The organism is Plantactinospora mayteni, assembly GCF_016862935.1.
Lineage (GTDB): Bacteria > Actinomycetota > Actinomycetes > Mycobacteriales > Micromonosporaceae > Plantactinospora > Plantactinospora mayteni.
The window spans coordinates 16,110-29,922 of record NZ_BONX01000028.1 but is presented as its reverse complement, the minus strand read 5'-3'; the positions used below and the strand labels follow the sequence as shown (position 1 = coordinate 29,922).

The 13,813-nt window shown below is 69.6% G+C and carries 9 protein-coding genes and 2 tRNA genes; 8 read left to right on the top strand and 3 right to left on the bottom strand.

Features of this window, described 5'->3' with window-relative positions:
• Positions 1-74 precede the first annotated feature (74 nt).
• The gene (locus Pma05_RS20775) at positions 75-242 is read right to left on the bottom strand and encodes a DUF5679 domain-containing protein (protein WP_165436864.1); all 168 of its coding nucleotides are present in this window, start codon (positions 240-242) and stop codon (positions 75-77) included.
• 516 nt (positions 243-758) lie between these two features.
• Between Pma05_RS20775 and Pma05_RS20770 the strand changes: the two genes are divergently transcribed.
• Positions 759-1,289: a M48 metallopeptidase family protein gene (locus Pma05_RS20770; RefSeq protein ID WP_203859114.1), complete on the top strand. Its 531-nt coding sequence runs from the start codon at positions 759-761 to the stop codon at positions 1,287-1,289.
• 120 nt (positions 1,290-1,409) lie between these two features.
• Positions 1,410-1,982 carry a hypothetical protein gene (locus Pma05_RS20765; RefSeq protein WP_425567764.1) on the top strand — a complete coding sequence of 191 codons (573 nt, stop codon included), beginning with the start codon at positions 1,410-1,412 and terminating at the stop codon, positions 1,980-1,982.
• Positions 1,983-2,081: 99 nt separating this feature from the next.
• On the opposite strand, the gene Pma05_RS20760 is transcribed toward Pma05_RS20765, so the two are convergent.
• On the bottom strand, positions 2,082-3,287 hold the full coding sequence (locus tag Pma05_RS20760) for a zinc-dependent metalloprotease (protein WP_504960522.1): 1,206 nt from the start codon (positions 3,285-3,287) through the stop codon (positions 2,082-2,084).
• A gap of 182 nt (positions 3,288-3,469) precedes the next feature.
• Between Pma05_RS20760 and Pma05_RS20755 the strand changes: the two genes are divergently transcribed.
• The 4 genes from Pma05_RS20755 (at position 3,470) to Pma05_RS20740 (ending at position 8,147) form a co-directional block, all read left to right on the top strand.
• Positions 3,470-4,486, top strand: coding sequence for a YlbL family protein (locus Pma05_RS20755; RefSeq protein WP_203859111.1), 1,017 nt, complete (start codon positions 3,470-3,472; stop codon positions 4,484-4,486).
• 195 nt (positions 4,487-4,681) lie between these two features.
• Positions 4,682-7,714 (top strand): UPF0182 family membrane protein, encoded by a 3,033-nt coding sequence (locus tag Pma05_RS20750; protein ID WP_203859110.1) that lies wholly within the window; start codon positions 4,682-4,684, stop codon positions 7,712-7,714.
• 105 nt (positions 7,715-7,819) lie between these two features.
• A tRNA-Met gene (locus Pma05_RS20745) sits at positions 7,820-7,896 on the top strand.
• Between the two features lie 174 nt (positions 7,897-8,070).
• Positions 8,071-8,147, top strand: a tRNA-Met gene (locus tag Pma05_RS20740).
• Positions 8,148-8,273: 126 nt separating this feature from the next.
• Here the strand turns inward: Pma05_RS20740 and Pma05_RS20735 are convergent.
• Entirely contained in the window at positions 8,274-11,672 is a 3,399-nt protein-coding gene (locus Pma05_RS20735; RefSeq protein ID WP_239312753.1) for a S8 family serine peptidase, read from the bottom strand.
• Positions 11,673-12,009: 337 nt separating this feature from the next.
• Between Pma05_RS20735 and Pma05_RS20730 the strand changes: the two genes are divergently transcribed.
• Both Pma05_RS20730 and Pma05_RS20725 read left to right on the top strand, forming a co-directional pair.
• Positions 12,010-12,573, top strand: coding sequence for an RNA polymerase sigma factor (locus tag Pma05_RS20730; protein ID WP_203859109.1), 564 nt, complete (start codon positions 12,010-12,012; stop codon positions 12,571-12,573).
• Positions 12,570-13,643 carry a CU044_5270 family protein gene (locus Pma05_RS20725; RefSeq protein WP_203859108.1) on the top strand — a complete coding sequence of 358 codons (1,074 nt, stop codon included), beginning with the start codon at positions 12,570-12,572 and terminating at the stop codon, positions 13,641-13,643. Before Pma05_RS20730 ends, Pma05_RS20725 begins: the two co-directional genes overlap by 4 nt.
• The last annotated feature ends 170 nt before the right edge of the window (positions 13,644-13,813 follow it).

Below are 13,813 nucleotides of genomic sequence, written 5' to 3'. Positions count from 1 at the left end.
GCAGCGCGACAGTCAAAGCGGGAAGGGGTGGCGCTCGGCCACCCCTTCCCGCAGTCGCGCGTACTTCTCGATGATCAGACCTTGGCCTTGCCGAGGATCCGGTTGACGGTCGTGCCGCAGACCGGGCACTTGCCCTTGGCCATGTTCATGCCCGTCTTGGAAACCTCGACGTTGCCCTCGAAGTCACGCTTTTCCTTGCACTTCACGCAGTAACCGTTGTAGGTCTGGGCCTTCTCGGCCACGGTGCCCTCCTCGTCTCATCCGCCGGCTCTCGCGAGCCTGACGTGCGCCCGGCGGCGGGCGGCCACGTAGGCGCCAGCGCTGGGGTTTCTCCGCGGTCACCAATGTGACCGCCGGTCCGCGGACCCTACCCAGGTCTGGGCAGTTCCATGTCAGCGATCTGTCGACACTGTGAGGAAGCCGACGCCCAGAGTGTGCATGCCGGAATAGGTCGGATAAGTCAGTTTCGCAGGGACACGCCGGATGAACCGCGTCAGATCGCTGATCGGGGGGTGCCTGGCGGGCTCGACGGATGATCGTTTAACGTTGCCTCCGGCGTTCGGCCATCCGCCCCCGCCGAGCCGCGATCCCGGTTGATCATGGGTACGCAGACGATCACCGCAATGAATTTTTTCCGGACGGGTCACCGCTAACTGGTATTTTTCCGGCGGCTATCTATGGGTTGACTCTTGCGGTGACCTGGTCAGTACGCATTAGTTTTCCATCGTGAACGAAACCCGGGGCTGCGCGGGCCGCTAATGGCGGGGTTGCGTAAGCCGGTCGTCGAGGTACGGCGCAGTCAGCGTCGGCGCCGGACGGTGTCCGCCTACCGGGACGGCGAGCGCGTCGTGGTCCTGATCCCCGACCAGTTCTCCCGGGCCGAGGAGACCGAGTGGGTGGATCGGATGCTCGCCCGGCTCGCGGCCCGGGAGGAGCGGCTCGGACGTTCCGACGAGGAACTGCTGCTCCGGTCCCGTCGGCTGATCGACCGCTACCTGAGCGAGCACGGCCGGGTGGCGGTACCGGCCAGCGTGCGGTGGGTGACCAACCAGAACGGCCGCTGGGGCTCCTGCACCCCGGCCGACCGGACGATCCGGATCTCGCACCGGATCCAGGAGATGCCGGACTGGGTGATCGACTACGTGCTGCTGCACGAGTTGGCCCACCTCGTCGTGCCCAGTCACAACGCGCGGTTCTGGGAGCTGGTCGGGCGCTACCCGAAGACCGAACGGGCCCGGGGCTACCTGGAGGGCGTCGCGGCGACCGCCGGGATCGTCCTGCCGGACTGAGCCCGTACCGGTGCGCTCAGCCCGAGCCGGGGCGGGCGGTGCGTGGCGGTGTAGCCGCGCGCGGTGCGGAGCACTCGGGGTCGGTAAGGTCGGCGGGTGACCCGCCGTGTGATCGTGGTGATGCTCGGACCCGTCGCCTGGGCACCGCCCGGCACCGACCCGGCCCGCTGGCGGTCCGCGCTCGCCGAGGACGTGGTCGACCTGGTCGCCACCCTCGCCGAGGTGGAACCGGCGATCGCCGCCACCGCGCCCGACCGCCCGCTGGCCGAGGCGGTCGCCTGGCCCGGCATGCCGGTGTACGACCTGCCGACCAACCGGGTCGGCACCGCGCTGGACGCCGCGACCCGGGACGGCTACGACCAGGCCGCCGTGCTCGCCGCCGACGCGCCCGACGTGCCCGGCCTGATCCTCGGCAAACTGCTCCGCCCGCTGACCAGCCGGGCCGTCGCGGTCGCCCCCGCGACGCCCGGTCCCGGGCTGCTCGGCCTGGCGGCCCGGCTACCCGCGCCGGACTGGCTGCCGGAACTCGACCTGGACACCTCCGACGTCGAGCTGGTACGCGCCGCCGCGCCGCGAACGGCCGAGGTGGCGGTGGCCCCGGGCTGGCGACGGCTGCGCACCCCGGCCGACCTCGCGACCCTCGACCCGGCGGTCGAGGGCTGGGACACCACCCGGGTACTGCTCGGCGGCTGACCGCACGCCCGGCAGGCGTCGGTCACCGACCCCACGCCCGCCGGTCGCTGACTCCGCACGCCCGGCAGGCGTCACTGACTCTGTGTGCCGGGGCGTCGGTCACTTCGGGTCGCGCCGCTCCGGGCCCTGCTCGCCGGAGTCGCCCTCGGACTCGGGGTTGCCGAAGTCGAAGTCGTCCAGGTCGCCTAGGTCGAGTTGGGACCGGGCGAAGGCGTCCGGGTCGGCGAAGTCCTCCGCGGCGGGGAGCAGGTCCGGGTGCCCCCACAGCGCGTCCCGGCCGGCGATGCCCCGGTGCTCGGTGAGCGCCGCCCAGAGCGCGGCGGCCTCGCGCAGCCGGCGAGGTCGCAGCTCCAGCCCGACCAGCGCGGCGAAGGTCTGCTCGGCCGGACCACCAGCGGCCCGGCGCCGGCGGAACGCCTCGGCGAGCCGGTTCACGTTCGGCAGCCGGTCGGCGGCGGCGGTGTCGACGACGTGGCACACCCAGCCCTCGACCAGGGCCAGCGTGGTCTCCAGCCGGGCCAGCGACGCCTTCTGCGCCGGAGTGTCCTCCGGGGTGAAGATGCCCTCCACGGAGAGCGCCTGCATCGACTCCGGGTTCATCGGGTCGAGTCGGCCCATCGCCTCCTCGATCGCCTCCCGGTTCACCGTGATGCCGGTGGCGTACATCTCGACGGTGGTGAGGACGTGGCCGCGCAGCCACGGTACGTGCTGGAAGAGTCGCTGGTGGGCGGCCTCGCGCAGGGCGACGTAGAGGCGTACCTCGTCCTCGGGGAGTTCGAGGCCCTCGCCGTACGCCCGGATGTTGGCCGGCAGCAGCGCGGCCGTGCCGGCCGGGCCGAGCGGCAGGCCGATGTCGCCGGCCGAGAGCACCTCGGCGGCGAGCGAGCCGAGCGCCTGGCCGAGCTGCCCGCCGAAGAGCGCCCCGCCCAGCGTGGTCAGCATGGACTGCATCGGGCCGAGCTGCGACCGGGCCTCCGGCGGCACCAGGTCGCCCATCGCGGCCACCATCCGGCCGGCCACCGGGTCGCAGAGCTTCTTCCAGACGTCCAGCGTCTTGAAGATCCACTCGTTCCGGTTCCACGCGACCGAGCTGCGGATCCCGGAGGGGTGTGCCGAGGTCGGGTCGAGCCAGAGGTCGGCCAGCCGGAGCGCCTCCTCGACGGCGTTGCGCTCGTACGGCGTCACGGCCGGATCGCCGGCCGAGGAGAGCTGGCTCGCCGCGACCTGGCGGGCCAGATCCCAGTTGACCGGGCCGCTGCCCGGCGCGGCGAGCAGCTGTTGCAGCTGGGCCATGAACTGCTGCATCTGCTGCGGGTCGTTGGGGTCGGGCGGCTGGCCACCCGGCAGGGCGAAGCCGAACGGAATATCAGGCACCCGTCCACGGTACGCGCGCCGGAGGGTGTGCCGCCCGCCCAGGTGTCACGCCGTGGGCGAACCTCGGGGTTCGCCGACCGGGCCGGAGGTGCCCTCTGGGTACGCTTCCGGACATGAGACGTCGCGGTGTCACGGTTCTGCTCGGCGCGGTGATCACCGCCCTGCTCAGCATCGGCGTCCTCGCCGCCCCGATCCCGTACGTCGTGCTCGGTCCGGGGCCGACGGTGGACACGCTGGGCCGGCAGAACGACAAAGAGGTGATCCAGGTGTCCGGCCGGGAGACCTCGACCTCGGGCGGACAGCTCCGGCTGACCACGGTCGGCGTGCAGCCCGACGTCAAGCTGCTCTCCGCGATCGCCGGTTGGCTCTCCTCCGACGAGGCCGTGGTGCCGTACGAGTTGATCTACCCGCCGGGTCAGACCCAGGAGCAGGTGGAGGAGCGCAACGCGGAGGACTTCGCCGCCTCGCAGACCAGCGCCGAGACCGCGGCGCTGCGCGAACTCGGCTATCCGGTGCAGGTCGTGGTCAAGACCGTCACCCCGGGGGCCCCGTCGGAGGGGATTCTCAAGGTCGGCGACGTTATCACCTCGGTCGACGACAAGCCGGTGGTGGTGGCGAGCACTCTGACCGACCTGATCCGGGCCCGTCCGGCCGGCTCCTCGCTGAAGATCGGCTACACCCGGGACGGCAAGCCGGCCACCGCGACCATCGTCAGCGCCGCCGCCGACAACAACCCGCCGCGGATCGGTGTGGAGATCGAGCAGCAGCAGCCGCACCCGTTCGAGTTGAAGATCGACCTCGGTGACATCGGCGGGCCGAGTGCCGGGCTGATGTTCGCGCTCGGCATCGTCGACAAGCTCCGGAGCGAGGACCTGACCGGCGGAAGGATCATCGCTGGTACCGGCACCATCAACGACCTCGGTGAGGTCGGCCCGATCGGCGGTATCCCGCAGAAGCTGGTCGGCGCGAAGCACGCGGGCGCGAAATATTTCCTCGTACCGGCCGACAACTGCGAGGAGGCCGTCCGCAACGCGCAGTCGGGGCTGCCGATGGCCCGGGTCGGGACTCTCGACGAGGCGCTGAGCGCGCTGGAGACGATCCGCGCCGGAGGCCAGCCGCCGAAGTGCTGAGGCGTTACGCGGTGTCGGTGTCGGGCTACTGTCCGGCACCGGTATGACGGCGCGTCGGTGACCACGCGTCCCGTCCGGCTGACCGGTCGTTTCCGGCCGGCCCGACGGGGGACCGATCGTACTCAGGAATACCCCGTAGTCTAGGTGCTCTGATCAGAGCCGGTCATTGCCGAAGGTGCGGAGCCAACAGTGGTCATGCGTAGCAGCCCCATACCCAGAATGAGTCGACGCGGTCGCGTCACGGTCGGCGTACTCCTCGGGGTGTTCCTGCTCCTCACCTTGCTGGGCTGGGGCGTCCAGGCGTGGACCGACTGGCTCTGGTTCGACGAGGTGCAGTACACCCGGGTCTTCAGCGGGGTGCTGGTCACCCGGATCCTGCTCTTCGTCGTGATCGGCCTGGCCATGGCGCTGCTGGTCAGCGGCAACATGTGGCTGGCCTACCGGCTGCGGCCGGTGCTCCGACCCAATTCGCCGGAGCAGGTGACCCTGGAGCGCTACCGTTCGGTGCTGGCCCCCCGGCTCGGCACCTGGCTGGTCGCGGTCGGGATCATCGTCGGACTCTTCGCCGGCCTCTCCGCGCAGACCCGATGGGGTCAGTGGATGCTGTTCCGGAACTCGCAGACGTTCGGCATCGAGGACCCGGAATTCAAGATCGATATCGGGTTCTACGTCTTCCAGTTCCCGTTCCTGCGCTATCTGCTCGGCGTCGGCTTCACCGCCGTGGTGCTGGCGGTGATCGGCTCGCTGGCGATGCACTACATCTTCGGCGGGGTGCGGCTACAGGGCGTCGGCGACCGGATGACCAGCGCCGCCCGGGCCCACCTGACCACGCTGGTCGCGGTCTTCGTACTGCTCAAGGCGCTGGCGTACGTGCTCGACCGGCGGGCGATGCTGCTGGAGTTCAACGAGGGCGTCAACCTGTACGGCGCCGGCTACGCCGACATCAACGCGCTGCTGCCGGCCAAGGAGATCCTCGCGTACATCTCGGTGGTGGTCGCGCTGGCGATCATCCTCTTCTCCAACGCCTTCATCCGGAACCTGGTCTGGCCCGGCATCTCGCTCGCCCTGCTCGGCATCTCGGCGGTGGCGATCGGCGGCATCTACCCGTGGGCGGTGCAGACCTTCGAGGTCAAGCCGAGCGTCAAGGACAAGGAAGCCGCGTACATCGAGCGCAGCATCACCGCCACCCGGGACGCCTTCGGGCTCGCCGGCACCGTGACGGCGCCGTACAACGCGGGGAACCTGAGGCCGCCGGAGACGCTGGCCACCGAGAACGCGGTGGTGCCGAACATCCGGCTGCTGGACCCGCAACTGGTCTCCGAGACCTACACCCAGCTCCAGCAGGTGCGGGGCTTCTACGACTTCGGCCCGAAGCTCGACATCGACCGTTACCAGGTCAACGGCGAGACCCAGGACTACGTCGTCGGCATGCGGGAGATCAACTATCTGGAGCTGACCGACCAGCAGAGCAACTGGATCAACCGGCACACCGTCTTCACCCACGGGTACGGCCTGGTCGGTGCGCCCGCCAACCAGGTGGTCTGCGGCGGCCAGCCGTTCTTCGTCTCCGGCTTCCTCGGTGAGCGCACCGAGGAGGCGTGCTCGTCGGCGACCGAGACGATCCCGGCCAACCAGTCGCGGATCTACTACGGCGAGCAGATGGACGGCAGCGACTACGCGATCGTCGGGCAGACCGACGGGAACAACCCGGTCGAGTTCGACCGGCCGACCGGCCGGGACGGCGGCGAGCAGTACTACACCTACACCGGTTCGGGCGGGGTCGAGATCGGCTCGTTCGGGCGCCGGCTGCTCTACTCGATCAAGGAGCAGGAGCCGAACTTCGTGCTCTCCGGGGCGATCAACGACGCCTCCAAGCTGCTCTACGTGCGTAACCCCCGCGACCGGGTGGAGAAGGTCGCGCCGTTCCTCACCCTGGACGGCGACCCGTACCCGGCGGTGGTCGGCGGGCGGATCCAGTGGATCGTCGACGGCTACACCACGGCGGCCACCTACCCGTACGCCGAGCAGGTGAACCTCCAGGAGGAGACCGCCGACGAGCTGACCGGGCTGGGCACCTTCGAGTTGGCCCGGGAGGACATCAACTACATCCGGAACTCGGTGAAGGCGACCGTCGACGCGTACGACGGCACGGTGACGCTCTACCAGTTCGACGAGAGCGACCCGGTGCTGAAGGCATGGAACAAGGCGTTCGGCGGCGATCTGGTGAAGCCGAAGTCGGAGATCCCGGCCGACCTGGCGGCACACTTCCGCTACCCGGCCGACATGTTCAAGGTGCAGCGCAACCTGCTGGCGAAGTTCCACGTCACGGACCCGTCCGAGTTCTTCTCCGGGCAGGACTTCTGGGAGGTGCCGAACGCGCCGGACGCGCCGGACTCCGGTAAGAAGCAGCCGCCGTACTACCTCTACACCCAGTTGCCGGAGCAGGAGGAGCCGCGCTTCCAGCTCACCTCGGCGGTCACCCCGGCCGGCCGGCAGAACCTCGCCGCGCTGATCAGCGGGTCCTACCTCAACGGCCAGCCCCGGTTGGAGGTGCTGGAACTGCCCGACCAGACGGCGGTATCCGGGCCGGTCCAGGTGCACCAGAAGATGACCAACAACGCCAACATCCGGCAGGAACTCAACCTGCTCTCCTCGAACCAGGCCCAGGTGCAGTACGGCAATCTGCTCTCGCTGCCCTTCGGCGACGGCATGCTCTACGTCGAACCGGTCTACGTGAAGAGCAACCAGACGAACGCCTATCCGCTGCTGCAACGGGTGCTGATCTCGTACGGCGACGGCGGCCAGTACGTCGCACTCGCGAACAGCCTCGAAGAGGGCATCAAACAGCTCGTCGAGCAGGGCAAGAAGGCCGCCCCGACGACGCCGACGACGCCACCGCCACCGACCGACGGCGGCACGAACCCGACGCCCACCCCGACGGCACCACCGGCGGACACCAATCCGCAGATGACGGCGGAGCTGGCCGCCGCCGCGAGCAAGGTGCAGGCCGCGATCGTCGAGGTCAAGGCCGCCCAGACCGCCGGCGACTTCGAGCGGTACGGCCGCGCGCTGAAGGCGCTCGACGACGCGATGACCGAGTTCCAGAACGCCCAGCGGACGGCGGGCGGTGACCGGGCACCGAATTCGGGCGCATCTCCGGCCCCGGCCGGCTCACCGGCTGCGAGTGGCGGTACGCCCAGCCCGCCACCGGCTTCCCCGAGCGGCTGACCAGGTCGTACGCGGATTCCCGGCGGCGGCGATATGGTCGCCGCCGGGTAGTTCGCCCCCCGTTTTGCGGGGCGTGGGCGGTGTGCGCTAGTGTTAACGAGCCGACGCGGGGTGGAGCAGCTCGGTAGCTCGCTGGGCTCATAACCCAGAGGTCGCAGGTTCAAATCCTGTCCCCGCTACCAGAGAAACAGTAGTAAGAACCCGGTTTCCCGACTATGGGGCCGGGTTCTTGCTTTTCCTATGTTCCTACTCCCGACGCGTGGTCGTCAGGCATTGCGACGCTCGGACGTGCGGCGCCGATCGAGAGGTTTTCAAGTTGGACTTCGGACGCAGTTGGGCTAAGGTTCATCCGGCGACGCGGGGTGGAGCAGCTCGGTAGCTCGCTGGGCTCATAACCCAGAGGCCGCAGGTTCAAATCCTGTCCCCGCTACCACGAAGTAGCAGATTACGGGCCGGTTCTCGCAAGATCGAGAACCGGCCCGTAATCGTTAGTCCGCCCGACGCGACGTCAGCCTGTAACAAGGGGCGATACAAAGGTGGACCCGGACGGAACGCTGGTTCAGCGCAGGCGGTATGCCTGGATCACGGTTTGGGTGACGGTGTTGCCGTTGGTGTCGGTGGCGGTGGCCCGCAGCGAGGCGTGGCCGGTGCCGGTGGGGTGGGTCACGGTAGCTGTCCAGGCGCTGCCGTCAGGGCGCAGGGTGGCGTTCTTCCAGGTTCTGCCTGCGTCGTAGGAGATCTGGACGGTCAGGGTTCGGACCGGGGCGGCCGGCGCTCCGGATTGGGGTTCCACCCGGACGGGGATATCGAAGACTTGTCCGGCGGGGGCGGCGTTGTTGGTGTCGAGAGTGGGAGTGAACCGTACGGTCGAGGCCGGTGGTTTGGTGGTCCCGTTGCCGTCGGTCCGCTGAGAGGGAAAGGTCCAACTGGCGCTCACCTCAGTGCTCAGGTCGGTGAAGCTCCGTTTGGCCGACGTCTCCAGGCGATACCGGGCGGCGTCGGGCGGTACCAGGAAAGTGCCCCAGGCATTCCAACCGGGTCCGGTGTACTCGCCGACCAGGTGTCCGTTGCGGTACAAGGCGGTCCGGGCGTCGTCGAGGCTTGACGAGATACCGGGATGGCCGGCGTGGTCTGCGTGCAGCGGTATGTCGATTTCGATGTAGTCGCCGCGCCGGACGATGCCCTGGTCCGGCCATCGGGTTGCCAGGGTGGGCGCGTACGGGGCGGAATTCCAGGCGTCGCGGTACTGGCGGCCGGCCTGGTAGGTCGTAGGCCGCGAATCCAGGAATATGGCCTTGTCCAGCCAGCCATCCTCGGTCGGTACGCCGATCGCCGTGTTCGACACCCGCCCCGTCTCGTTGGTGTTGTGGAATTCGACCAGGGTGCCGGGCACCGTGACCGGCACGGGGGCTCCGGAGGACATCTCCTTTGCCGGGAACACGGTCCGTACACCAGCCAGGCCGGTCTCGCCGCGGAACTCGTTCCTGACGGTGGCCAGGTCGCTGCGGTCGTAGGTGCGGGTGAATCCGTTCGGCAGGCTGCCGGGGATGGTCTCACTCAGCACGTACAGGTAGGGGGTCGCCGGCACGTCCGGATCAGTCCATTGGCTGTCGACCCAGGAAACGAACCGGTCCGCTGGTACGGCCGGTCCGATCTGACCGATGAAGTGTCCGGCGTAACTGGTGTGATCGGACGAGATCCCGTAGCCCACTCGTTCCCCGCTGAAGATCGCGGTTGTCTGGGCTAGGACAGGGGCAGCGGACGCCTCCGGGACGGTCACCTTGACGGGCCCGGCCCGGCGGGCATCGACGGTAAGGGTGGTGTCGCCGGTGACCAGCAGTTCCGGCTTGACGATCTGCGCAGACGTGTCCTGGTCGCCGTCACCGTTGACGTCCCACAACCTGCTGTGCAGGCCGTACCGGCCCTTTGGCACTCGCACTTCGGCGACGCCGTCGGCGTCCGGGTCATCCACACTGATCCAGCTGGGCATGTTCCCGTCCAGCCGGGCCAGATCGGTTGCGTGGTTCGGGGTCCTGGCGCCACTGCGGTCGAGGTGGGTGACCCTGACGGTGAAGGTTTCCACCTCTTTCTCCACGGCAACCGGGGTGCTCAGCACGGTCGCACCTGCCCGGGCGACGATCCGTCCAGCGAAGAGTCCGTCGGCGCCGTCGACGGTGGTGTCGGCCGTGACGGCGACCTCGGCCCGGCCACCCGCCGGCACCGTCACCCGATCGGCGGCGAGGGTGAACATCCCGGCCGGTGCGGGTTCGCCGTCCGGGCCGGTCACCTCTGCCGCCAACTCCAGAGTCACCGCCGTCGGGCCGTGGTTGCGGTAGGCGACGGTCCGGCGGACCGGTTCGTCGTCGTGGTGCGGCCACGACGCCTTACCGAACATGATGCTGGCCGGCTCCGAGACGACCGTCTGGGCGACAGCGCGGGCGACGTCGACCCGACCGGCACCCTGCTGGTACACCGTCTGGCCGGGCTGCGGCGCGGCCGACCCCATCAGCGTGCCCTTGAGCTGCCCCGCCGTCCAGTCCGGATGCTGCTGCGCCAGCAACGCGACCGCACCAGCCACGTGGGGGCTCGCCATCGACGTACCCGACGCCTGGACATATTTGTCACCCGCCATCGGGATGCCGAGTAAGGTGCCGGCCGCACGGGCGGCGGCGATGTCCACCCCCGGCGCGGTGATGTCCGGCTTGATCCCGCCATCACCGACCCGTGGCCCCGTGCTGGAAAAGGCGGCGAGCCTGTCTTCCCTGTCCACGGCGCCGACGCTGAGCGCCGCGTCCGCGCTGGACGGCGACGACACCGGGGAAAACTCGTTGTTGCCGGCGGCGACCACGAACAGCGTCCCGGTCTGCGCCGTCAGCGTGTTGATTGCTTCCTCCAGCGGATCGAGCCCTGGCCGATCCCTGCCGCCCAGGCTGAGATTGACCACCGTCGCCCGTTTCTCGACCGCGGCCCAGTGCATCCCGGCCAGGATCGCCGACTCCTGGCAGAAATCACCACAGACCTTGCCCGACAACAGCGTGGCCCCCGGGGCCACACCCCGGTACTTGCCACCGGAGGCGGCGCCGCTGCCGGCGATGATCGAGGCCACGTGGGTACCGTGTCCGACCGTGTCCCTCGCGTCCGGTGCGTCGCTGAAGTTCCGCGTCTCCGCCACATTCAGGTCCGGATGGTCGTCGTCGACGCCGGAATCGAGAACCGCGACCCGTACCCCCCGACCGGTGAAACCTGCCTGATGAGCGGCCGGGGCACCGATCTGCGGCACGCTATGCTCCAGCGACAGATCCCGCCTGCCGTCGAGCCAGATCCTGTCGACCCCACCCGCAGTCTGTGACCGGACCCCGGCCCGGGTACGAGTGACAGACGCCCACACCTCACCGATCCGCGCCTTCGGCGCATCGAGAGCCGCCCCGTTCACCGCAGGCAGGTCCGCCACCACCCGGACACCCGCGATCCCCGCTGCGGTCCGCCGGTCACCCGCCCGGCCGTACGTCACCAGCAGGGGCAACGACTTCCGGGCCGTGTCGTCGTACCCGGACCGGATTAGTTCCGTCACCTCGAACAGCCGTGGATCCAGCTTGCCCGCCCTCAGCAGCGGTACCGCGTCCTGCGGAACAACGCTGACGTTTCCACCGGTCCAACTGGTCACGAATCGCATCTTCGACCGCCCTGGGCCGCGCTGGATGCTCGTCCGTGTCCCGCGCACCGTCACCCGATCACCAGTCAGCAACGTGACCGTGACCGGCCGCCCTCCGGTCGGCCTACCGTTGCCAACGGCCGCGATCCCCGCGCGATCCCCCGGTACGGACCCCGGCCGACCCGCGCCCGGCGGCACGTTTGCCCAGCTGGCCGTCTCCGCCCCGAGCACGAGCGCGAGAACGCATCCCGCAACAGTGGCCGATCTACCTCGTCGATGCATATATCCTCCAAGGACTTGGACCATCGCGAGTACGACTCCCGGCGAGCCGGGAGGGTGACAATCGCGGCGTATGGGCTTCACGCGCGGTGCAGGCATGGCGAGGCCCGGGCACTGCCCGGCTCCAGATCTGGCCGCGCAACTGACCAGCCGGCGGGCTGACTGTCAGAGCCCACACTCCGGCGAGCGATTTTGGCGGTAACCATCCGGCGACGGCTGACACACAGATGGGTGGACGCATCGTCAAACCGGAGGTTCGTCACGTGCGATTCAGAAGATTGTCGCCGTTCGTCATGGGGACGGCGTTGGCTGTCGCCTTCGGCGCTCAGGCAGTTGCCACCTCAGCGGTCGCCCCGGTCGCACGATGAGCTGGGCGGAGCGGCGTGGCGAGCAGTGGTTCAACGGCATCTTCGCCGCCCACTACCCGGACATCGTCAGGTACGGGCTCCGGCGGCTGGCGGATGCCGACACGTCGGTCGAGATCGCACAGGAGGTGTTCGAGGTGGCGTGGCGCCGGCGTGAGGACGTGCCCGACAACAGCCTGCCCTGGCTGTACGGGGTCGCCCGCCGCCTCCTCGCCAATCACTGGCGGGCCCGGCGGACGAATCCTCCGGCGTACCCGCTGCCGCCCGATACCGCCGCGATCCAGTCGGCGAACGGATTCGACCCCAGCTCGGTCCCGGTCATCGCCGACCTGCGCGCGGCCCTTGCCCGACTTCCCGAGATCGATCGAGAGATCGTCCGCCTGATCGGCTGGGAGCAGCTCACCATCGCCGAGGCCGCCCAGGTGCTGGGTTGTACTCGGACAGCGGCAAAGGTCCGCCTGCACCGCGCCCGGCGACGGCTCGCCACCGTGCTGGCCGCACCTGTCCCGACCACCTCGCCGGCCCACGGCCGCGGCACCCAAGTGAAGGCAACGGCATCATGAAGGCTGAAGAGCAGATCCGCACCGCATTCGGACCGGCCGATCCGGCCCGCGACACGACCATCGCCCCGCCGCCGGTCACGCCCGCGCAACTCATCGCCCGAGCCGAGACCGCCGTGGCCGGATCCTCCCGTCCGCTGCTGCCCCGGCGCCGGCAGATACTGCTCGGCGGAGCCGCGGTGGCGGCGGCCGTCGTCACCGCGTACGCGCTGCCGAGAGGATCGACCGGCGGGGCGCACGTGCCGAGCGGGCCGGACAACACCGCGATCGGCCAGGTCCTGCTGCCGGTCGCCTACCAGTTCGACACCAACCCGCAGCCCGCCGCCGCCCAGCTACGCGCCCTCGCCGGCCGGATCACCGACGCCCCGTACGACGGCAGGTCCGGCCGGTACGCGTACTGCCACGACAAGTCCTGGGGTACCTCGGTGCTCTCGAACGAGGGCCACGAGTTGAGGTATGTCGAGGAGCGCCGGCGGTGGACCGCGCCGGACGGCAGCGGCCGTTCCCGCCTGACGACCCTGGCGGCGGAGTTCACCAGCGAGGAGTCCCGGCGGTACTGGGAGCGGGAACTCCCCAAGTTCGGCCATCCGCCGATCCCCAACGAGACGACCACCGACATCCCCCCGGTCGCCCCGGCCCCAACAGCCGACCCCGGAGAGGCGGCCCGCCCAACCGACCGGACCCAGCCGCCCACCGACCCCACCGCGCTCGCCACACTGCTACGGGCGAAGTACGGCGCGTCCCACGCCACCAAGTGGACCACGGAGTTGTACCAGCGCTACGTCGTACCCCGGCAGGTGCGTGCGCAGGTCCTGCTCACCCTGGCCAACCTCGACGGGTTCCTGTGGCGCGGCGTGGCCACCGACCGGGCAGGACGCAAGGGCGTCGCGATAAGCACGACCATGACGCCGCCGGCCGACAGCGGCGACCGTAATCATTACGAGTACGTGCTGATCTTCGACGAACGCACCGGCGGCCTGCTCGCCAGGGAGGCCACCATCCTGACGCCGCGCCGTGAACCGCTCAGCTACACACTGATCCTCGACTCCAGCAGAACCGACCAGTTCGGCTGACACCGCGCCGGTCTGGCCAGGGGCGCGCCGCTCGCGGATGGGCGGCGCGCCGCTGTGCCAGAAACCGTCGCCGCCACCTGCCCACGGTCGGCGGGTGAACCTCCGGACCTGGCGCCACATCCACGGTCGAGGCGCCCTCGTCGGGTGTCCGGTAGTCGTCGGCAGAGAAG